At 75.2% G+C, this 20,113-nt stretch carries 17 protein-coding genes; 6 read left to right on the top strand and 11 right to left on the bottom strand.

Features of this window, described 5'->3' with window-relative positions; genetic code table 11:
• Positions 1 to 9: 9 nt before the first annotated feature.
• From GA0070620_RS25130 to GA0070620_RS25115, 4 genes are all read right to left on the bottom strand, one after another.
• Positions 10 to 243, bottom strand: a complete 234-nt coding sequence (locus tag GA0070620_RS25130; protein ID WP_091594835.1) for a hypothetical protein — start codon at positions 241 to 243, stop codon at positions 10 to 12.
• A 118-nt stretch (positions 244 to 361) separates the two neighbouring features.
• A complete protein-coding gene (locus GA0070620_RS25125; RefSeq protein WP_091594833.1) occupies positions 362 to 1,873 on the bottom strand; it encodes a pyridoxal phosphate-dependent decarboxylase family protein in 1,512 nt (503 codons plus the stop codon).
• Positions 1,874 to 1,900: 27 nt separating this feature from the next.
• Positions 1,901 to 3,310, bottom strand: coding sequence for an MFS transporter (locus GA0070620_RS25120; RefSeq protein WP_091594831.1), 1,410 nt, complete (start codon positions 3,308 to 3,310; stop codon positions 1,901 to 1,903).
• Between the two features lie 32 nt (positions 3,311 to 3,342).
• The gene (locus GA0070620_RS25115; protein WP_091594829.1) at positions 3,343 to 3,657 is read right to left on the bottom strand and encodes an MGMT family protein; all 315 of its coding nucleotides are present in this window, start codon (positions 3,655 to 3,657) and stop codon (positions 3,343 to 3,345) included.
• A 13-nt stretch (positions 3,658 to 3,670) separates the two neighbouring features.
• Between GA0070620_RS25115 and proB the strand changes: the two genes are divergently transcribed.
• Both proB and GA0070620_RS25105 read left to right on the top strand, forming a co-directional pair.
• Positions 3,671 to 4,828: a glutamate 5-kinase gene (gene proB / locus GA0070620_RS25110; RefSeq protein ID WP_091594827.1), complete on the top strand. Its 1,158-nt coding sequence runs from the start codon at positions 3,671 to 3,673 to the stop codon at positions 4,826 to 4,828.
• Positions 4,829 to 4,839: 11 nt separating this feature from the next.
• A complete protein-coding gene (locus GA0070620_RS25105; RefSeq protein WP_091594826.1) occupies positions 4,840 to 6,084 on the top strand; it encodes a glutamate-5-semialdehyde dehydrogenase in 1,245 nt (414 codons plus the stop codon).
• 46 nt (positions 6,085 to 6,130) lie between these two features.
• Here GA0070620_RS25105 and GA0070620_RS25100 read toward each other — a convergent pair whose 3' ends face one another.
• The 6 genes from GA0070620_RS25100 to GA0070620_RS33780 form a co-directional block, all read right to left on the bottom strand.
• On the bottom strand, positions 6,131 to 7,027 hold the full coding sequence (locus GA0070620_RS25100; RefSeq protein ID WP_331713250.1) for a prenyltransferase/squalene oxidase repeat-containing protein: 897 nt from the start codon (positions 7,025 to 7,027) through the stop codon (positions 6,131 to 6,133).
• A 46-nt stretch (positions 7,028 to 7,073) separates the two neighbouring features.
• Positions 7,074 to 8,255: an adenylyltransferase/sulfurtransferase MoeZ gene (gene moeZ / locus GA0070620_RS25095; protein ID WP_091594824.1), complete on the bottom strand. Its 1,182-nt coding sequence runs from the start codon at positions 8,253 to 8,255 to the stop codon at positions 7,074 to 7,076.
• 147 nt (positions 8,256 to 8,402) lie between these two features.
• Positions 8,403 to 9,143 (bottom strand): DUF3152 domain-containing protein, encoded by a 741-nt coding sequence (locus tag GA0070620_RS25090; RefSeq protein WP_231921967.1) that lies wholly within the window; start codon positions 9,141 to 9,143, stop codon positions 8,403 to 8,405.
• A 218-nt stretch (positions 9,144 to 9,361) separates the two neighbouring features.
• Positions 9,362 to 10,141: a DUF3152 domain-containing protein gene (locus tag GA0070620_RS25085; protein ID WP_231921966.1), complete on the bottom strand. Its 780-nt coding sequence runs from the start codon at positions 10,139 to 10,141 to the stop codon at positions 9,362 to 9,364.
• A 221-nt stretch (positions 10,142 to 10,362) separates the two neighbouring features.
• A complete protein-coding gene (locus GA0070620_RS25080; RefSeq protein WP_091594818.1) occupies positions 10,363 to 11,337 on the bottom strand; it encodes an alpha/beta fold hydrolase in 975 nt (324 codons plus the stop codon).
• 23 nt (positions 11,338 to 11,360) lie between these two features.
• Positions 11,361 to 14,678, bottom strand: a complete 3,318-nt coding sequence (locus GA0070620_RS33780) for a hypothetical protein (RefSeq protein ID WP_231921965.1) — start codon at positions 14,676 to 14,678, stop codon at positions 11,361 to 11,363.
• 147 nt (positions 14,679 to 14,825) lie between these two features.
• On the opposite strand from GA0070620_RS33780, the gene GA0070620_RS25070 reads away from it, so the two are divergent.
• Both GA0070620_RS25070 and GA0070620_RS25065 read left to right on the top strand, forming a co-directional pair.
• A complete protein-coding gene (locus GA0070620_RS25070) occupies positions 14,826 to 15,464 on the top strand; it encodes a TetR/AcrR family transcriptional regulator (protein ID WP_091594816.1) in 639 nt (212 codons plus the stop codon).
• Positions 15,465 to 15,528: 64 nt separating this feature from the next.
• Positions 15,529 to 15,756, top strand: a complete 228-nt coding sequence (locus tag GA0070620_RS25065) for a DUF3107 domain-containing protein (RefSeq protein ID WP_091594814.1) — start codon at positions 15,529 to 15,531, stop codon at positions 15,754 to 15,756.
• 63 nt (positions 15,757 to 15,819) lie between these two features.
• Here the strand turns inward: GA0070620_RS25065 and GA0070620_RS25060 are convergent, their stop codons facing one another.
• Complete coding sequence (locus GA0070620_RS25060; RefSeq protein ID WP_091594812.1) at positions 15,820 to 16,473, bottom strand: ferritin-like fold-containing protein; 654 nt, start codon at positions 16,471 to 16,473, stop codon at positions 15,820 to 15,822.
• Between the two features lie 373 nt (positions 16,474 to 16,846).
• Here GA0070620_RS25060 and GA0070620_RS25055 point away from each other — a divergent pair, with 373 nt between their 5' ends.
• Positions 16,847 to 18,523 carry a DEAD/DEAH box helicase gene (locus tag GA0070620_RS25055; RefSeq protein ID WP_091594810.1) on the top strand — a complete coding sequence of 559 codons (1,677 nt, stop codon included), beginning with the start codon at positions 16,847 to 16,849 and terminating at the stop codon, positions 18,521 to 18,523.
• 236 nt (positions 18,524 to 18,759) lie between these two features.
• Positions 18,760 to 19,920 carry a class I SAM-dependent methyltransferase gene (locus tag GA0070620_RS25050; protein ID WP_091594808.1) on the top strand — a complete coding sequence of 387 codons (1,161 nt, stop codon included), beginning with the start codon at positions 18,760 to 18,762 and terminating at the stop codon, positions 19,918 to 19,920.
• Positions 19,921 to 20,113 lie beyond the last annotated feature (193 nt).

Genomic DNA, 20,113 nt, shown 5'->3' with positions numbered 1-20,113 from the left:
CCCCGCACGTCAGGACCGGTCGACGCCCGGCCCGGGACCGATGGGCTCGGCGACACCCGGGCCGGGACCGATCGGCTCGGCGACACCCGGACCGGGGCCGATCGCGGCGGCGACGCCCGGCCCCGGGCCGATCAGCCCCGGAAGGCCGGGCCCCGGGCCGATCGCGGTCACCGCCGGTGCCGCGCCGCCCAGGCCGACGGCCAGTCCGAATGCTCCGGTCAGCAGTACGTTCCGAATTCTCATCTCGTCTCCCCGTGTCGATTGAGGTCGATGAGTTGACGGTACGTTCCCGACTAAAGCTAAGAAACCTCCTTTTGCGGGACACATCTCCATACTTATGCCCGTTGATGTATTGCTCGCACTATGCCCAGCTCGGGCGCTGGAGCAGGCCGACGAACTCGACCAGCAACCGCTCCCGCAGCGCCGGCGGGGCCGCGTTGAGCAGAGCGTTCACCGGAGCCATCCGCTCCGGCACCGGCGACCCGGCCGCCGCACCGTCTCCCTCGCCGCCACCCAGGCCCAGGCCGGCGGCGAGGCCGGCGACCAGTTCCGGGGTGAGCGCGTCCGGCGCCAGGCTGCCGGCGAGGGCGACCAGCTCCGGCGGCAGCGCGACCGGGCCGGCCGCCCGGGCCGCCCCGACCGCGTCCGCCAGGTCCGGGCCGAACTCCGCCACCCGCGGCGCCACGGCGGCGGTCACCGTGAGGTGCACGCTGGCCGGCAGGCCGGCGTACGTGAGCTGCGGCTGGGTGTGCCAGCCCCGGACGGTCAACTCGTCGACCAGCACGAAGAGGTCGAGCCCCGGGTCGGTGACCGTGAAGCAGACCACGGTCGACTCAGGCTCGGCCATCAGCCGCAGCCCGTCGACGCCCCGGACCGCGTCCGCCAAGGCGGCCACCGCCTCCCGGGTCCGGGCCGCGAGCCGCAGGTAGCCGTCGTCGCCGAGGTGCCGCAGGGTGGCGTACGCGGCGGCGATCGGCCCGCCGGAGCGCGTCGAGGCGATCGTCGGGTTGATCATCGTGTAGCCGGGCCAGTCGGCGTACGCGAAGTACTGCGGCGCCCGCAGGGCCGGGTCGCGGTGCAGCAGCACCGAGACGCCCTTCGGCGCGTACGCGTACTTGTGTAGGTCGACCGAGATGGAGGTGACACCGGGCACGGCGAAGTCGAACGCCGGCACCGGTGCGCCGAGCCGCCGCAGGTAAGGCAGGGTCCACCCACCGAAGCAGGCGTCCACGTGGCAGCGCACACCGGCCGCCTCGGCCGCCGCCGCGATCTGCGTGACCGGGTCGACCACGCCGTGCGCGTACGACGGGGCGGAGCAGGCGACCAGCACGGTGTCCGGCCCGATCGCGGCGGCCACCGCGGCGGGGTCCGGGCGCAGCGTCTCCGGGGAGACCGGCACGACGTCCAGCGCCACCCGCAGGTAGTGCGCCGCCTTGGCGAAGGCCGCGTGTCCGCTCGCCGGCACCACGATCCGCGGTGCGGTGCTGTCGGGGCGGGCGTCCCGGGCGGTCTTGACGGCCAGGATCAGTGACTCGGTGCCGCCGCTGGTGACGCTGCCCACGGCGTCCGGCGCGGTGCTGCCCGGGCCGGCGCCGAGCAGTCGGGCGGCCGCGCCGACGAGGGCGTTCTCCATCGCCAGCAGGGACGGGAAGGCGGTCGGGTCGAGCCCGTTGACGTGTGCGCTCGCCGCGTACGCCGCGGCGGTCAGCTCGTCGAGCCCGGGCACGGCGGGGTCGTAGACGTAGGCGAACAACCGCCCCCCGTGCGTGGGCCGGTCGGCCGCGCGCAGCGCCGCGATCTCGTCCAGCACCCGCGGCGCGGGAACCCCTCGCTCCGGCAGGGCGCTGAAGCCCCCGGTCTCCTCATCGATCATGAAGTTGTGGTGCCCTTTCCGTGCGGGTCAGCGGCTTTCGTCCCCCACCACAACCGCATGGTCGACGGACGCGTCGGCGGTGCGCGCGGCCGCGAGGCGGGCGGGGGTCAGGTCGTACGGGCGGAGGAACACCAGGGCCACCGCCACCAGGAGGGCCGGTAACACGGTGAAGCCGAGCAGGATGCCGAGACGGGCGGTGTCGGACTGGGCGGCGGCGACACCGGTGTCCGAGGAGACGTAGCCGGTGAGCTGGAGGACCAGGCCGAAGATGCCCGGCCCGAGCGCCAGCCCGAACGTCTCCCCGGCCGTCCACAGCCCGGTGAGGACGCCGGCCTGCCGCCGCCCGGTGCGCGCCTCGTCGAAGGTGATGCAGTCCGGCAGCATGGCGAGCGCGAAGACCTGCTGGCCCGCGTAGCCGACGCCGATCACGGCGACCACCGCGTACCCGGCGACGGCGGGCAGCACCGGGGCGGCGGCCAGGGCCAGCGCACCCAGCGCGAAGAGCAGCGAGGCGGTCACGAGGGCGCGCAGCTTGCCGACCCGGGCGCCGACCCGCGTCCAGAGCGGCATCACCAGCAGCGCCGGCCCGACGAAGCAGGCGAAGAGCAGGGTCGCGCCGGTCTCCGGGTCGCGCAGGATCTGGTCGGCGAAGTAGTTGACCCCGGCCAGGACGGTCGCGACCCCGGCGGACTGCACCACGAAGCAGAGCAGCAGCGCGCGGAACGGCCGGTTGCGCCCGGCCACCGCGAGCTGCGCCCGCAACGTCGGCTCGCTCTGGCGTACGACGCCGGTCGGTGCGGACCGGGTGCCGAGGAACGCGCCCACCGCGCCCACCGCGATCAGGGCCGCCACGAAGAGCCCCATCCAGCGGTGCCCCGGCAATCCCTCCCCGCCGGCGGTCACCACGACCGGCGCCACCGCGCCGGAGACCAGGATGGCGAGCGCCAGCACGGCGATCCGCCAGGTCATGAGCCGGGTCCGCTCGGCGTAGTCGTCGGTCAGCTCGGCCGGCATCGCGACGTACGGCACCTGGAAGAAGGCGAACGCGGTGGCGGCGGCGAGGAAGGCGACCGCCACGTACGCCCCGGCGGTGTCGTCCACCCCGAACGGCCCGGCGAAGATCGCGGCGAAGAGCACCGCGAGCGCGAGCCCGGCGAAGAGCAGGTAGGGGCGGCGGGCGCCCCAACGGGAACGGGTGCGGTCGGAGACCCGTCCGGCCACGGGGTTGACCAACACGTCCCACGCCTTGGGCAGGAGAACCAGCAGCGCGGCCACCCCGGCGGCGACGCCGAGCGTGTCGGTGAGATAGGGCAGGAGCAGCAGCCCGGGCACCGTGCCGAAGGCTCCGGTGGCCAGCGAACCGAGGGCGTAGCCGGCGTGCACCCGACGCGGAAGGCCGCCCGGGACCGGAGCCGGGGCGACCGGCGGCGCGTCCATGGCGCCGAATGTTACTCACGTTATGGCGAGGGTCACATCCCCTCTTCCGGTGACCAGCCGGCCGCCGCCATGTCCACCCGTTCGCCGCGCAGCGGGGTCCCCTCGGCGCGCAGTCGTGCGCGGGCCTCCCGCTCGTGGCCCGGCGGCAGCCGGCCCGCCGAGTTGACCACCCGGTGCCAGGGCACCGAGCCACCGTGCCGGGACATGATGGCGCCGACCAGGCGGGCCGACGTCCGGCCGCTGCGATCGGCGAGCGCGTCCGCCACCGCGCCGTACGACATCACCCGCCCCGGTGGGATCCGCTCGACCAGGTCGAGCACCGCCTCCACGTACTCGTCAGGGGTCACAATCCGCCACCATATGGGAACGCCGCCGGGCGCCGCGCCCGTGACCACGCAGAATGGGCGGGTGCGCGAAGCGGTAACGACGGCCCGGCGGGTCGTCGTCAAGATCGGGTCCTCCTCGTTGACCACCGCGGCCGGTGGACTGGCCGACGAGCGGGTCGACGCACTGGTCGACACCCTGGGGGCGCTGGCCGCCGAGGGCCGCGAGGTGGTGCTGGTCTCCTCCGGCGCGATCGCCGCCGGCCTGGCCCCGCTGGGTCTGTCCCGGCGTCCGCGCGACCTGGCCACCCAGCAGGCCGCGGCCAGCGTCGGCCAGGGCCTGCTCATCGGCCGGTACGCGGCCAGCTTCGCCCGCCACCGGCTGACCGTCGGGCAGGTGCTGCTCACCGTCGACGACGTCACCCGGCGGGCGCACTACCGCAACGCCTACCGGACCCTGCGCAAGCTGCTCGACCTGCGGGCGGTGCCGATCGTCAACGAGAACGACACGGTGGCCACCGAGGAGATCCGGTTCGGCGACAACGACCGCCTGGCCGCGCTCGTCGCCGCCCTGGTCGACGCCGACCTGCTGGTGCTCCTCTCCGACGTCGACGCGCTCTGGACCGGCGACCCGACCCGGCCCGGCTCGACCCGGATCACCGACGTACGCGACGAGGGAGACCTGAGCGGGGTCGCCATCGGCGGGGCGGGCCGCGCCGGGGTGGGCACCGGCGGCATGGTGACCAAGGTCGAGGCGGCCCGCATCGCCACCGGGTTCGGCATCCCCGTGGTGCTCACCGCCGCCCCGCTCGCGGCCGCGGCCCTGACCGGCGAGCCGGTCGGCACGTTCTTCCACCCCCGCCAGCAGCGCCCGGCCGCGCGGCTGTTCTGGCTCGCGCACGCCACCTCGCCCCGGGGCCGGCTACACCTGGACCCGGGGGCGGTCGCCGCCGTGGTCGGGCGACGCAAGTCGCTGCTCCCGGCGGGGATCACCGCGGTCGACGGGGCGTTCACCGCCGGCGACCCGGTCGACCTCGTGGACACCGAGGGCGCGCCGGTGGCCCGCGGTCTGGTCAACTACGACGCGGTGGAGCTGCCGGGGCTGCTCGGCCGCTCCACCTCGGAACTCGCCGCGGCGCTCGGCCCGGCGTACGAACGGGAGGTCGTCCACCGCGACGACCTGGTGCTGCTGTGAGGGAGACGATGATGGGCGTGACCGAGCAGGCGCGGCGGGCCCGGGAGGCGGCGAACGAGCTGGCCGTGGCGACGCGTACGGCCAAGGACGCCGCGCTGCACGCGATGGCCGACGCGCTGGTGGCGCGTACGCCGGAGATCCTGGCCGCGAACACGGCGGACCTGGCGGCCGGCCGCGAGGCCGGGCTGACCGCGGCCGTCCTGGACCGGCTCGCCCTCGACGAGGGCCGGGTGGCCGGCATCGCGGACGCGCTGCGGCAGATGGCCGCCCTGCCCGACCCGGTCGGCGAGGTGGTCCGGGGTTCGACCCTGCCCAACGGGCTGGAGCTGCGGCAGATCCGGGTGCCGTTCGGGGTGGTCGGCATCATCTACGAGGCGCGGCCGAACGTGACCGTCGACGCGGCCGGCATCTGCCTGAAGTCCGGCAACGCGGCGCTGCTGCGCGGCTCCTCCTCGGCGGCGCACTCGAACGCGGCGCTGGTCGAGGTGCTGCGGGACGCGGTCGCCGCCGCCGGCCTCCCCGCCGACGCGGTGCAGCTGCTCGACGCCACCTCCCGCGACTCGGTCAAGGAGCTGATGCGCGCCCGAGGGCTGGTCGACGTGCTGATCCCGCGTGGTGGCGCGTCGCTGATCCGCACGGTGGTCGAGGAGTCGACGGTGCCGGTGATCGAGACCGGGGTGGGCAACTGCCACGTCTACGTGGACGCCGCCGCCGACCTGTCGAAGGCCGTGGCGATCACCCTGAACGCCAAGACCCAGCGCCTGTCGACCTGCAACACCGCCGAGTCGCTGCTGGTGCACGCGGCCGTCGCCGACGCGTTCCTGCCCCCGATGCTCGCCGCGTTCGCGGCGGCCGGGGTGACCGTGCACGGCTCCCCCGAGGTCGCCGCGTTCTCCGCCGCGGTCGTGCCCGCCACCGACGAGGACTTCGCCACCGAGTACCTCTCCGCCGACATCTCGGTCGCCGTCGTCGAGTCGCTCGACGCGGCGGTCGCGCACATCCGGCGGTACGGCACCGGGCACACCGAGGCCATCGTCACCGACTCGACGACCGCGGCCCGGGACTTCGTGGCCCGGGTCGACGCGGCGGCGGTGATGGTGAACGCCTCCACCCGGTTCACCGACGGCGGCGAGTTCGGCTTCGGCGCCGAGATCGGCATCTCCACGCAGAAGCTGCACGCCCGCGGGCCGATGGGTCTGCCGGAGCTGACGTCGACCAAGTACGTGGTCACCGGCGACGGGCACCTGCGCGGCTGACGCCGGTTGCCGGGCGCGGCGCGCTCCCGCCCGGCGCGGACGAGCGTCAGCGGAGGGCGCGGATGACGGTCAGCGTGGTGTGGACGTCGAACTGGTGGCCGTCGTCGCTCTCCCAGCCACCGTCGCTGCGCTGGGTCTCGGCGAGCCGGCGGCGGGCAGCCAGCATCGTCGGGTGAGTCGGGTCGAGGTCCACGCGGCGCAGCGTCGCGGCGAGCCAGGCGGTGTCCGCCGGGGACATCCTGGGCAGCCGCCCGGCGAGCGCCACCAGGATCCGCGCCGACTCGTCGTACATGTGCTGGCCGTGGAAGACGGCCGCGGCCAGCCACCCGGCGGGCAGGTACGACGGCCAGCCGCCGTCCGGGGCGAGCTGGCCGGCGAGCGCCTCCGCCGCGCCGTGGACCACACCGGCGTACGCCCCGCCGACGCGGCTGTCCAGTGGGCCGCCGGCGCGGGCGTCCCGGCCCGCGACGGCCAGCCAGTAGCCGGCGTTCGCGGTCAGCAGGAACCGGGCCTCGGGGTCACCGGGCCGGGCCCAGGGCGGGGCCACCTCGGCGAGCGAGTCGTCCTCCTCCCAGCTGCCGTCGGCGCGTTGCCGGGACGCGAGCCAGTCGAGGGCCTTCCGGGCGGCGGGCCGCCCGAGTGCGCCCAGGTCGTCGAGCTCGGCGAGCCGGAAACAGGTGGCGTCGACCGACCCGACGGCGCCGTCCAGGACCGGCGGCCAACCGCCGTCGGGCGCCTGCCCGACCTCCGCGCGCTCGAACAGCTCCGGTGGCGGCGGCGCGCCGGTCCGGAGCCGGGAGAGACGCGCGCGTTCCACCGCGTCCCCGTGAGCCACGACGAAGCCGATCGCGGCGTCCAAGTCGACCACGGCGGACACGCTACCGGCGCAAACGTGATTACGCCTCGGTAGCTCGGCCGAGGTGGCCCCGCCCACCCCGGGCAGACGGAAGGGGCCCTTCCGCCGTCGGAAAGGCCCCTTCGTCGACGACTCAGTACGCCGGGAGCGACGGGTCGACCTGCTTGATCCAGGAGAGCACGCCGCCCTGGACGTGGACCGCGTCCCGGAACCCGGCCGCCTTGAGCGCGGCGAGCGCCTCGGCGGAGCGGACACCCGACTTGCAGTGCAGCACGATCTGGCGGTCCTGGGGCAGCCGGGACAGCGCCTCGCCGGAGAGGATGTCGCCCTTCGGGATCAGGGTTGCGCCGGGGATCCGGACGATCTCGTACTCGGCAGGCTCGCGCACGTCGACCAGGAAGATGTCCTTGCCGGCGTCCTGCCAGTCCTTCAGCTCCGCTGCGGTGATCGTCGCGTCGAGGGTGGCCTCCTGGGCCTCCACCGACACCGCGCCGCAGAAGTCCTCGTAGTCCTCCAGCAGGTCGGTCACCGTCGGGTTCTCGCCGCAGAGCACGCAGTCCGGGTCCTTGCGAACCTTGATCTTGCGGTAGGACATCTCCAGGGCGTCGTAGACCATCAGGCCGCCGACCAGCGGCTCCCCGATGCCGGTGAGCAGCTTGATCGCCTCGGTGACCTGAATCGACCCGATCGAGGCGCAGAGGACGCCGAGCACGCCACCCTCGGCGCAGGACGGGACCATGCCGGGCGGCGGGGGCTCCGGGTAGAGGCAGCGGTAGCAGGGGCCGTGCTCGGCCCAGAACACCGACGCCTGGCCGTCGAAGCGGTAGATCGACCCCCACACGTAGGGCTTGCCGAGCAGCACCGCCGCGTCGTTGACCATGTAGCGGGTGGCGAAGTTGTCCGTCCCGTCGACGATCAGGTCGTACTGGGCGAAGATCTCGCGGACGTTCTCCCGGTCCAGCGCGGTGTTGTGGATCTCCACGTTGACCAGGGGGTTGATCTCACGGATGCTCGCCGCCGCGGACTCGGCCTTGCTCCGGCCGACGTCGGAGACGCCGTGGATGATCTGGCGTTGGAGGTTGGACTCGTCGACGGTGTCGAAGTCGATGATGCCGAGCGTGCCGACACCGGCCGCGGCGAGGTACATGAGGGCCGGCGAGCCGAGGCCGCCGGCGCCGACGCAGAGCACCCGGGCGTTCTTCAGCCGCTTCTGCCCCTCGACCCCGACGTCCGGGATGATCAGGTGGCGCGAGTAGCGACGGATCTCGTCAACGGTCAGCTCGGCGGCGGGCTCGACGAGCGGGGGCAACGACACGGTGGACTCCCCGGGATCGGCGGTGCGAACCGCGCCATTGTCGCTCGCCCAGGTCCCGATCGGCCATGAGGGAGGACACTCAGCCCGCCATTCGGGAGCGGGAATAAAGCCGCCGACCGATGCGCGGGCGGGCGCCGCGGCGGCCGGTCAGGGGATGATCTCGCCCGCGTACCGACGGCCGTCGACGTAGGGCCAGGCGTTGGCGAGGCAGCCGTCCAGCCCGTACGTCTGCTGCTGCATCACCGGGGCCGGCCGACCCGGTCCCGGGCAGGCCTCGTGCCCCTCGCCGAACTCGTGCCCGACCTCGTGGTTGATCACGTAGGTGCGGTAGACCGACAGCGGGGCGCCGTAGTCGGGCACGGCCTCCATCCAGCGGGCCAGGTTGATGACGACCCGACCGGGCAGCCGGCACGAGGTGTAGCCCTCGGTGCTGAGTCCACCCTCGGCACACATGCGCTCCGAGGTGACCGGGGTGGCGAGGTAGATGGTGAAGTCGGCCTCGGCCCGGTCGGCGACCCGCTGGACTCGCAGTTCGCCGGAGCCGATCCAACTGCGCGGGTCGGCCAGCGTTTCGTCGACGCTGGCGGCGAACGCGTCGACGTCCTGGCCGGTGCCCTGCTCGACCACCACCCGGTAGCGGCGCAGTGGGCCGTCCTCGCCCTGGACCGACGTCCCACCTCCGGCGGCGGCGAACCGCCCCGCCCCGGTCGAGGGCACGGGCTGCGGCGCGGCGTGGGTCCCGGCGCCGGCGGCCTGCGGGAGCCGGCCCGGCAGGGCCGTCGGCGGCGGCGTCGGCGGCGGGCCGGTCCGTGCCACCGCCACGCCGCCCGCGGCGGCGGCGACCAGCACCAGCCCGAGCAGCAGGGAGCGGCGGCGACGCCGGTACATCCGGGTGCGGGCGGAACTCGCGGGCCGATGGAAGCGGTCGGATCCCGGCTGGTGCTGGCGTCGACCGGGTTCAGGCGGGTCGTAAGGGGACGACGACGTCATGAATCCCAGCGTGCCAGATTAAGCGGGCATTACTCCGCTTTTACGGGTGAAAACAACTTATGTTGCTAAAGCCGCAGTAGGAATAATCAGCGCTAATTTGGCACAAATAGGGCGAATCACAACGGCGGGCCGGAGTAGCGGCGACCGTTCCGGTACGGCCACGGATTGGCGACGCACCCGTTCAGGAAGAGGGTCTGCTGCATCATCACCGGCGCCGCACGGCCGGCACCCGGGCACCGCTCGTGGCGATGCCCCAGTTGGTGACCCACCTCGTGGTTGACCACGTACGTCCGGTACAGCGACAGCGGCACCTCCGCCCGTACGAAGTGCGGGACGGAGAGCCGCCAGCGGTCCAGGTTGATGATCACCTTCCCGGGCGCGCGGCAGGACGTGTACGGACGCCCGCCGACCCGGATGTCGACCCCACCGGCCGCGCACATCTGCCCGGCGGTGCGCGCGGTGGCCAGGTAGACGGTGAAGTCCGCGTCGTCCCGCCCGGGCACCTGCTGCAACCGCAGCTGGCCGCTGTCCACCCAGCTGCCCGGCCCGGTCAGCGCCACCCGCACCGCCTCGCCGAACTCCGCCGTGTCCTCGCGGCTGCCCGACTCGACGGCCACCCGGTAGTGCTGCACCCGCCCGCCCCGACCCAGCACCGGTCCCGTGCGGTCGTCGTACCCGAACCGGCCGGAGCCGGCGGAGGGCACCGGCCCGGGCAGCTTCAGCACCGGCGGCTCCGGTGCGGCCGGGCTCGACGGCGGCGGGACGGGCGAGGCCGACTCCACCGGTGAGGCGGCCACCAACGGCAGCGCCGCCGCCTCCGGGCGGGGCTCCGGCGTCGTGCGCGGCTCCTGGTGCCGGGCGACCACGGTGATCGCCGCGCCCACGGCCAGCAGCACCGCCACCAGCTGGGCGAACGCCGGGAACCCGCGGCCGCCGCCGCGCCGGGACCGGCGGCCCGGCCGGAGCGACGAGCCGTCCCCTCCCCGCCCGTTGGTCCTCGCTCCGCCGGGCGACGGACCAGCCGCGCGCCCGCTGGGCGGACGCGGTGCGGGGACCGTTGCGCTGACGGACGGCCGGGGGACGGCGGATCGACCGGACGGTGAGCTGGGCATCCGGCTCAGCCTGCCAGATCGGACCGCCGGACGCCCTCCCCCGTTTCGTCGAGCAGGCCCAGCACCGCGCGGGCCACCACCCGGGGCACCTCGAGCTGCGCCACGTGCCCCACCCCGGTCAGCATGAGCAGTCGGCTGTCCGGGATGACCCGGGCGGTCTGCGGCGCGACGCGTACGTCCACCAGGCGGTCCTGCCGGCCGCCGATGACCAGCGTGGGCGCCCGCACCGCCCGGGCCAGCCGCCACAGCGAGCCCGACCCCGGCAGGTACGACCGCAGGAAGCTGGAGACCAGCCCACGGAACGTGCGGACGTACGCGGACGCGTAGTGCGCCGCCTGGTAGCGCACCAGGATCTCCTCCAACGCCTCCTGCCGGCGCTGCTCGGAGATCCGGCTCAGGTCGGCGACGCAGGCCTCCATCACCTGCTGGGCCATCACCTCGGGCGCCACCTGCGCCAGCCGCCGGGCGGCGAGGCGCTCGGCCCGGGGCAGGGCGAGCAGGGGCAGCAGGCGGCCCTGCAACGAGCGCCGGAAGTCCAGGAACGGCAGGGCCGGAGAGACGAGCGTCAGTGTGCGTACGAGGTCGGGGCGGAGCCCCGCCACGTGGACGGAGATCGCCCCGCCGAGGGAGTTGCCGAACAGGTGGACCGGCCCTCGGCCGGAGTGCTCGATCCACCGGACGACCCGCTCGGCGAAGGCCGGCACCGTGTAGCGGGCGCCCGGCTCGCTGCGGCCGAAGCCGGGCAGGTCGATGGCCTGGCCCTCCAGCCGGTGGGCGAGCAGGCCGGCCAGGTCGGTCCAGTTCTGCGACGAGCCGCCGAGGCCGTGCACGTAGAGCGCCGGCTCGGCCGTCGGACCGGTCGCCGGGGTGTCCCGCACGTAGATGACGGAGCCGTCGAGCCGGACCGGTCGACCGGGCCACGGCGGCGGGACCCGGTGTTCGGGAAGGACGTGCTCCGGGCAGAGGGTGGCACGCTTCATCGTCCCAGTCTGCCCTCCGGAGCTCAGGCGAGCAGGGCCTCCAGGCGACGGTTCACGGCGGCCAGGGTCGCCCTGACGACCGCCTGCCGCGGGTCACCCGCGACCAGCGCCGAGCCGGCCAACTGCTCGACCCACCCGTCGCAGACCAGCAGCACGACCACGGTGGCCACCTCGCAGTTGCCGAACGGGACCACCGCGGCGTGCTCGACGAAGCACCGCCCGCCCTCGGCGTTGTCCGGACGACGGAGCAGCTCGTCGACCGCCGCCGCGGCGGCGACCGCGCAGAGGCGCAGCACGTAGCCGTCGACGGCCGGGCCGGTGGCGTAGCCGGAGGCGTTCCGGTCGCCCGCGATCAGCCGGACCTCGACGGTGGCGTCCAGCCCGAACGTGCTCACCAGAACGTGGTCGATCACCACCCGGGGGCCGGGTGCGCCGCCGGTGTCCAGCGGCCGGGACGGCGCGCTCTCCGTGGTCGTCAACTGCGCCCCGGAGTACGACGCCCCGGTCGTCGCCGGGCTGCCGGTGGCCACGCCGGCGGGTGCGCCGGCACCGGCCGAGGTCTCCTCCACAGTGGCCCGTCCGCGCGGCGCGGCGTTCTGCCGGCGCCGTCGGGGCGTCTCGGTCTCCGCACGTGGCACCCGGCCCTCGGCGCGGGGGTCGGGCCGCCCCGCGGCCGAACCGGCGCCGTCGACGGGTCCCCGGTCGGCGGTACGGCGTTCGGCACGCCCCTCGGCGGTCCGGGCCCCGGTCTCCCGCCCCTCGGGGGCACGAGACCCGAACTCCGCGCGCCCCTCGGCGGCACGCGGCGCCGAGGGCTCCGCGCCGCGCCGACGGACCGGCGGCGGAGGCGTCGCCGGTACGCCCGGCACGTTCTGCGGCGCGGCGGCGAGGCCCATCCGCTCCTGGAGCAGGCGGGCGACGTGTCGGCTCACCTCGGCCGCGTCGGCGCCGTCGGCCAGATCGAGGCGCAGGCTGTGGGCACCGGCGGCGGTACGTCGCAGCGAGGCGTCACGGACGCCGGCCACCTCCCGTACGGCACCGAGGATCGCGTTGACGTCGAACCCCTCGGGCCGCTCCTGCGGTGGGGCGGGCTCGTCGTCGCGGCGCAGGTGGGTGGCGATCCGGGCGAGTTCCGGGGTTTCGGCGTGTGGCTCCACGGCTGGCGGCTCCGGCACGACGGGCACGTCCGGCTCGGCGGGGACGCGCTGCGGCAACACCGCCGCCGTCGGGTCCGGCCGGCGGTCGTCGGCCGGGTTGGCCGAGGCTGCCGGGTCGGGCGCGGACCGGCGGGCCGCGTAGGGCGGTGCGCTCGTCGGGGCGGGCGCGGACAGGGTGCGGTCGCCGTGGCCGCCTCCGCTCGTGGCGGAGGACGCCGTGGGACCCGTCGGCCCGGCTTCGCCGGGCCTGCCCGATGCGGCGGCACGGGGACCCGCGGCCGGGGCCGGCGCGTGCTGACCGGCGGTCGCGGCCGGGCGACCGGCGGCCGAGTTGACGGCGCGGTGACCGGCGGCAGCCGCATCGGGGTGGTGGCCGGAGTCGGCGTGGTGGCCGACGGCGGCCGGGTCGGCGTGGTGACCGGAAACGGTCGGATCGGCGTGGTGGCCGGTCACCTCCGGACGGGAGGGGTCGGTCGACTCGGTGGACCGCGAGCGGAATCCGGCGGCGCGGAACTGCGCCACGTCCGGGCCGTCGTCGCCGGGGCCGGACATCGCCGGCGGCACGCTCGCCGGGCGCGCGGCCCAGGACGGCCGGTCGGGCGGCGCCGACCACACCCCACCTGGACCGCCGGCCCACGCCGGCCGATCCGGGGCTGCCGGCGGCGCGCTGGACGGCACCGGCGGGGCGCTGCTCGGCCGGGCGGCTGCCGGTGACACCGGCGCCGCGCTGGTCGGGGCCGGGCCGGGCCCCCAGGACGCCCGCTCCGGTGACACCGGCGGCTCCGCGGTCGCCCGCTCGCCCGCCCAGGCCGGCGGCTCCACGGTCGGCCGCTCGCCCGCCCAGGCCGGCGGCTCCACGGTCGGCCGCTCGCCCGCCCAGGTCGGCCGCTCGACGGTTGCCGGTGGCGGACCCGACGGATCGGGCGGTCCGCTGCTCGGCGCGGCCGACGGGCTGCCGCCGGCCCAGGCCGGCCGGTCCCCGGGGACGCGCCGCTCGGCCTCGGCGGCGAACGTCGGCCCCGACTCCGAACGGGTCACCTCGTAGGGGCGACCCGGGTCGGTGCGGACCGGCTCGTACGGGTGGCTCGGCTCGGCCCGCACGGGCTCGTACGCCCGGTGCGGCTCGGCCGCCCACGACGGCCGGCCACCCTCGCCGGCCCGATGCCCGGCGGGCTCCTCGGTCTCCCGCGTCTGCGGTCCGCCCGGTTCCTCGTCGGACCGGCCGCGGTGTCCGGCCGGTTCGTCCTCGGCCCGGCGCTGCCCGGACGGTTCGTCGTCGTGGGCGCGGCGCGTGGCCGGTTCGTCGTCGTGGGCCCGGCGCCTGGCTGGTTCGTCGTGACCTCGGCGCCCGGAGGGTTCGTCGGTCGTGCGTGACCAGGGTGGGGCCCAGCCGCCACCCCAGCTCGGCCGGTTCCAGCTCGGCCCGGACCAGTCCGGCTCGTTGGCCGGCGGTTCGCCGCTCGCGGGCGGCTCGGCGGCGGCCCGGGGCTGCGCGGCGCGCGGCTCGGCGGCCGGCGGATGGGCGGCACCCCACCCGCGCGGCTCCGCCGCGGGCTCCTCGACGGCGGTCCACTCCGCCGCCGGCGCGTGGAAGCCCGGCGGCACCTCGAAACCGGACGCGGCCGTGCCGACCGGCGGGACCTGCATCGCGGGCGGTGCCGACGTCGGCGGACGGGGCTCGGCCCAGTGCGGCGGGTGGGCCGGCGGCTCGTCGGACGAGTGGCGGGCGGGCCCGGACTCCGGGTCGGCGAGCCCGAGCGGCTGCTCGACCGCGGGGGCCGGACGCTGGGCGGGCACGATCAGCCGGTCACCGCCCAGCTCGCGGCGGTCGTCGATCGGCGGGGCGCTCACCGGCGCAAGCCGCCCGACCGGCTGCTCTGTGGGATGGCTCACCCCGTTGGTGTGGTGGCCGTTGACCCGGGCGGGCGGCTGGGGCTCGCCCGACCGGCCGTTCAACGGGGCGGGGAGGTCGCCGTGGCGGGGCGAGGAGGCGGCCCAGCCCACGGCCGGGTCGGACTGCCAGCGCGCCGCCGCCGCGCGGGCGGCGGGTCCGTCGCCGGGGTGGGGCCAGCCGGCCGCCGGGGGCGCCCAGCCACCGCCGGTGCGGCCCGGGTCGTCCTGCTGACCCGTCCCGTCGCCCTGATCTCCCGGGGTGGCGGCACCGGGTTGCCCTGCTTCACTCACCGCGCGCTCCTTGGTCGCCCCCGCTGAGGCTACCGTGTGGTGAGAGTGGCGATAAGTTACCGCGGCGGGCCAATTCCGCGACGAGCCGTCAAGGTCGACCGGTTCGGGGTAAAAGTGCCGGCTCGGACGAAGAACTCGGAGGTTCCCATGACCGCTGTGGGGAACGGCGCACAAACGGCCGGACGGCCCACCCGCCTGCCCCGGTCGGCACGCCGCAAGCAGCTGCTCGCCGCGGCGCAGGAGGTGTTCGTCGCGCAGGGCTACCACGCTGCGGCGATGGACGACATCGCCGAGCGGGCCGGGGTCTCCAAGCCGGTGCTCTACCAACACTTCCCGGGCAAGATGGAGCTCTACCTGGCGCTGCTCGACACGCACTGCGACGCGATCGTGGCGAAGGTCCAGGACGCGATGCGGGGCACCAGCGACAACAAGGAGCGGGTCAGCGCCTCGGTCCGCGCGTACTTCGACTTCGTCGACCACGAGAGCGAGGCGTTCCGCCTGGTCTTCGAATCCGACCTGCGCAACGACCCGGCGGTACGGCAGCGCGTGGAGCGGGTCGAGCAGGGCTGCATCGCGGCGATCACCGACACGATCATCTCGGACACCGGGGTCAGCCGCTCCCACGCCGAGCTGCTCGCCTCCGGGCTGGTGGGCGCGGCGGAGACCGCCGCCCAGTTCTGGCTGGCCAGTGGCCGGCAGGTGCCGAAGGCGGAGGCCGAGGCGCTGGTCGCGGCGCTCTCCTGGCGCGGGATCGCCAGCTTCCCCCTGCAAGGTGAGTCAGCCTGACCGTCCCGGCCGAGATCGGATAGCCTTCCCACGGCGGCTCTTTCGCCCCAGTTGAGGAGGCACAGTGGAGGTCAAGATCGGCGTGCAGTACGCGCCGCGCGAGCTGGTTCTGGAGAGCGCGCAGTCGCCGGCCGAGATCGAGCAGATCGTGACCGACGCCTTCGCCAACGACAGCGGCACGCTGTCCCTGACCGACGAGAAGGGCCGGCGCGTGATCGTGCCGGTCGGCAAGGTCGCCTACGTCGAGATCGCCGAGGCGTCCCCGCGGGCGGTCGGGTTCACCGTCCGCTGATCGTCACGGGCCGGGGGCGGGTGAGGTCCGATCCGCCCGCCCCGGCACCGGCCGGTCGTGTGATCAGTTGTTGAGGCCGGCGGCGGCCATGCGGGCGGTGTGCGCGGCGGTCAGCTGACGGAACAACGCCGACGCGTCCACCCGGCCCCCCTGCGCGATCAGCGCGGTGAGCGCCCCCCGGTCGGCCGCGGCGACCCGCCCGGCCTGGGAGAGCGCCTCGCCGACGAGCCGGCGCGCCCACATCGAGAGCCGGTCCGCCACGCGCGGGTCCGCCTCCACCGCCACTCGGATCTCGGCGGCGGCGAACTCGGCGTACCGCGACTCGTGCAGCACGTCGAGCACCAGCTCCCGGTCCGGCCCGTCGAGCGCCACGGCGATCTCCCGGATGAAGTCGTCGGTGATCGCGTCACCGACGTACGCCTTGGTCACCGCCTCCGCCCAGTCCCGCGGCTCGGTCGAGTCGTGGTACGCCTGCAACGCCGTCACGTACGGCGCCATGGCCTCCTCCGGCGCCACACCCAGCGCGCCGAGCCGGTCGGCGAGCCGCCGGTAGTTGGCGATCTCGGCGGCCGCCATCTCGCCCAGCGCGGCGCGCCGTCGCAGGTCGGGGGCGAGTCGGGCGTCGCCGGCCATCCGTTCGAAGGCGAGCAGCTCGCCGAGCGCGACCAGGCCGAGCAGGTCGGTGACGGCGGAACCGGGGGTGGTCGGCACGGACACGAGCGGAGATTACCGCCCACGGCACCCGCGCGGGGGCCTTGATCGGGTCCGGTTCCGGCCGCGGCGCGAGGTCCGTCCCGACGGTTCCCGCCCGGAACCGCACCCGGATCGCCGATCCGACCGGCGTGCCCGGTCACACCGACCGTCCCGTCGGGGAAGCGGAGCGAAAACGGAATCGGGACGACCCCCTGCTGGTTCAGGTAGTATGGAGCAGTTGCCGTGGGCGCCGATCTGATTCGACGTCAAGCCCGCGGCGCGCGCGTGCGGCCCGGTCCGGCTCGGCGATCCGCCCCCGACCGTGTGGCCCGCGCCATACCAGACGCGCCCTGCGGACACGACGGGGCGCACCACGAGAGGGCACCCCCACATCCACATGAGCGAATTGACGCAGGAAAGCACGGGAGGCCAGGAGTTGGCCCCCACCGCTCCGGTACGACCGGAGGCACCGACCTTCGCCGAACTCGGCGCGCGTCAGGAGACCGTCGACGCGCTGGCCGCCGCCGGCATCACCCGCGCCTTCGCGATCCAGGAGTACGCGCTCCCGATCGCGCTGCGCGGCACCGACCTCATCGGCCAGGCGCCGACCGGCACCGGCAAGACCCTCGGCTTCGGCGTACCGCTGCTGGAGCGGGTCTTCGCGCCGTCCGAGGGCAGCGACGGCGTGCCCCAGGCACTCGTCGTCGTCCCCACCCGCGAGCTCGGCATCCAGGTCGCCAAGGACCTGGCGGCTGCCGGGCGCACCCGGGGCGTCCGGGTGCTGCCGATCTACGGCGGGGTGGCGTACGAGCCGCAGATCGAGGCGCTGCGCAAGGGCGTGGAGATCCTGGTCGGCACGCCGGGCCGGCTGATGGACCTGCAGAAGCAGAAGCACCTACGGCTCGACCGGGTGCGCGCGCTGGTCCTCGACGAGGCCGACCGGATGCTCGACCTGGGCTTCCTGGAGGACGTCGAGAAGATCCTCGCGATGCTGCCGGAGGACCGGCAGACCATGCTGTTCTCGGCGACCATGCCGGACCCGATCGTCACCCTCTCCCGGCGGTTCCTGCGCCACCCGGTGACGATCCACGCCGGGCACACCGCCGAGACCGGTCCCTCGCCGCAGACGGAGCAGTTGGCGTACCGCACCCACTCGATGAACAAGATCGAGATTGTGGCGCGCATCCTCCAGGCGGAGGGCCGTGGCCTCACCATGATCTTCACGCGGACCAAGCGGGCCGCCGACCGGGTCGCCGAGGACCTCGACTTCCGCGGCTTCGCGGTGGCCGCCGTGCACGGCGACCTCGGGCAGGGCGCGCGCGAGCGGGCGCTCCGGGCGTTCCGCGCCGGCAAGATCGACACGCTGGTCGCCACGGACGTGGCGGCGCGCGGCATCGACGTCACCGGCGTCACGCACGTCATCAACTACGACTGCCCGGAGGACCAGGACACGTACACGCACCGGATCGGCCGCACCGGCCGGGCCGGGGCGAGCGGCGTCGCGGTGACCTTCGTCGACTGGGACGACATGCCCCGCTGGCGGATCATCGACAAGACGCTCGGCCTGGAGATGCCGGAGCCGCCGGAGACCTACCACACCTCTCCGCACCTCTACACCGACCTGCACATCTCCCGCGACGTCAGCGGCACCCTCCCGAGCGCCGAGCGCACCCGGGCCGGGCTCTCCGCCGAGGTCGAGGAGGACCTCGGCGGCGGCCGGTCCCGTCGCGGTGAGGGCGGCCGCAGCCGCCGGGGCGGCGGTCGGGGCGAGAGCCGCCGGGGCCGCGCCGGTTCGTCGTCGGCCGACACGCCGGACTCCACCTCTCCCGTGGCCGTCGACGACGACACCGCCGCCGGGGAGGGCGCCCGCACCCCGCGCCGCCGGCGTCGCCGCCGGGCCGGCGAGGTGGTCGCGGCCGAGGCGACCGCGGTGATCGCCGAGGGCGGCACCAGCGAGCCGGCCACGGCCGGTGCCGGGGAGGCCGACGAGGCGTCGTCGAAGCCGCGTCGCCGTCGGCGTCGCCGTGGTGGCGGTTCCGGCTCGGGTACGCCGGCCGAAGCCACCGCCGACTGACCAGAAGCACCGGAGAGTCCCCCGCCCGACCCAGGGCCGGGGGACTCTCCGTCTCCCCACCCCCCACCCCACGCTCTTGTCGATCATGCAGTTGTGGTGCCTCACAGAAGCCACGAAGCGGTTTTTTCCCGGCACCAGAACTGCATGATCGCCGAGCAGTGGGGGTGGGCGCGGGTGGGCGGGTGGGTGGGCGGGTGGGTGGGCGGGTGGGGTGGGACGAGCGGGAGGATGGGGAGATGCCGGAGAATCTGGACGCCGCGCTGGACGAGGTGCGAGGGCTGCTGCTCGATCCCGCGTTGACCCGGGCGGTGGCCGCCGGGCGCCGACGGGGACAACGCCCCTCGGTGGTCCGGGCCGAGCTGCGGCCGGTGGCCCTCAAGGCCGGGCCACGGTTGCAGATCTCCACGTCGGACGGCGCCCGCCCGTACACCCGCAACGTCGCCCCCGGCACCGAGGCGGACGCGGCGGTCCGGGCCCTGCTGGCCGAGCCCTTCGGCAACTGGCACGTGGAGACGGCCGACCGGACCCTCCAGTTGCGGGTGACCAAATCCGGTGAGGCGCAGGTGCACCGTGCCGCCGCGACCCGGCCGGCCCCGGTCGCCGGCGGGCACGACCGGGAGAAGGAGTACCTGCTCGACCCCGGCGACCCGATCTTCGCGGAGATCGGCGGCTCGGCGGCGAAGCGCCGGCAGGTCGACGCGTTCCTCCGGGCGCTGGCCGCGACCCTGCCCGACGACCTGACGGGTCCCCTGCGGGTGGTGGACCTGGGCTGCGGCAACGCGTACCTGACCTTCGCCGCGTACCGCTACCTGTCCCAGCGGGGGCTCGACGTCGAACTGGTCGGGGTGGACGTACGCGAGGATCAGCGGCAGCGCAACACCGAACTGGCGCAGCGGCTGGGCTGGAGTGACCGGGTACGTTTCGTGGCCGGCACGATCACCGACGCCGTCGTCGAGCCCGCGCCCGACCTGGTGCTCGCCCTGCACGCCTGCGACACGGCCACCGACGAGGCGCTGGCCCGGGCGGTGCGGTGGGACGCCAGCTGGGTGCTCGCCGCGCCGTGCTGCCACCACGACCTGGCCGCCCAGCTGCGCAGCCGACCCGCCCCCGGCCCGTACGAGCTGCTGACGCGGCAGGGCATCCTGCGCGAGCGCTTCGCGGACGTGCTGACCGACTCGCTGCGGGCCGCGCTGCTGCGGCTGCACGGCTACCGCACCGAGGTGGTCGAGTTCGTCGACTCCCGGCACACCCCGCGCAACCTGCTGATCCGGGCCCGCCGCACGGGCGGTGGGTCGACGCGGGAGCAGCGCCGCGACTACCGGGAGTTGGTCGACCAGTGGCAGGTCACACCACGGCTGGAGACCCTGCTCCCACCCACCCGGTCCGCTGTGGACTGAGCGGGCGACCGAAGCTCACCACAGGCGGTCGCCGGCACCCCGGTCGCGGCCGGCCGGCGTTCGGCCGTGGCGCGGTCCTGCGTCGGCACCCGGACACCGTCCTGCGGGACGGTCGGGAACGGCACGACCTTGCCGGCGCTCCCGGCGTCGCCGCCCGCGGTGAACGCGTTCCACCAGATGTCCACCAGCAGGC

The sequence above is a fragment of the Micromonospora krabiensis genome, assembly GCF_900091425.1.
GTDB classification, from domain to species: Bacteria; Actinomycetota; Actinomycetes; order Mycobacteriales; family Micromonosporaceae; genus Micromonospora; species Micromonospora krabiensis.
This window is presented reverse-complemented; position numbering and strand designations above follow the sequence as displayed.

What these genes read in the sequence shown, in the direction of transcription:
- GA0070620_RS25070 (WP_091594816.1), top strand. Translation starts at nt 14,826, where the DNA reads ATGACCGCTGTGGGGAACGGCGCACAAACGGCCGGACGGCCCACCCGC.
- GA0070620_RS25105 (WP_091594826.1), top strand. Translation starts at nt 4,840, where the DNA reads ATGGGCGTGACCGAGCAGGCGCGGCGGGCCCGGGAGGCGGCGAACGAG.
- GA0070620_RS25125 (WP_091594833.1), bottom strand. Translation starts at nt 1,873, where the DNA reads ATGATCGATGAGGAGACCGGGGGCTTCAGCGCCCTGCCGGAGCGAGGG.
- GA0070620_RS25055 (WP_091594810.1), top strand. Translation starts at nt 16,847, where the DNA reads ATGAGCGAATTGACGCAGGAAAGCACGGGAGGCCAGGAGTTGGCCCCC.
- GA0070620_RS25080 (WP_091594818.1), bottom strand. Translation starts at nt 11,337, where the DNA reads ATGAAGCGTGCCACCCTCTGCCCGGAGCACGTCCTTCCCGAACACCGG.
- proB (WP_091594827.1), top strand. Translation starts at nt 3,671, where the DNA reads ATGGGAACGCCGCCGGGCGCCGCGCCCGTGACCACGCAGAATGGGCGG.
- GA0070620_RS25050 (WP_091594808.1), top strand. Translation starts at nt 18,760, where the DNA reads ATGCCGGAGAATCTGGACGCCGCGCTGGACGAGGTGCGAGGGCTGCTG.
- GA0070620_RS25130 (WP_091594835.1), bottom strand. Translation starts at nt 243, where the DNA reads ATGAGAATTCGGAACGTACTGCTGACCGGAGCATTCGGACTGGCCGTC.
- GA0070620_RS25120 (WP_091594831.1), bottom strand. Translation starts at nt 3,310, where the DNA reads ATGGACGCGCCGCCGGTCGCCCCGGCTCCGGTCCCGGGCGGCCTTCCG.
- GA0070620_RS25090 (WP_231921967.1), bottom strand. Translation starts at nt 9,143, where the DNA reads ATGTACCGGCGTCGCCGCCGCTCCCTGCTGCTCGGGCTGGTGCTGGTC.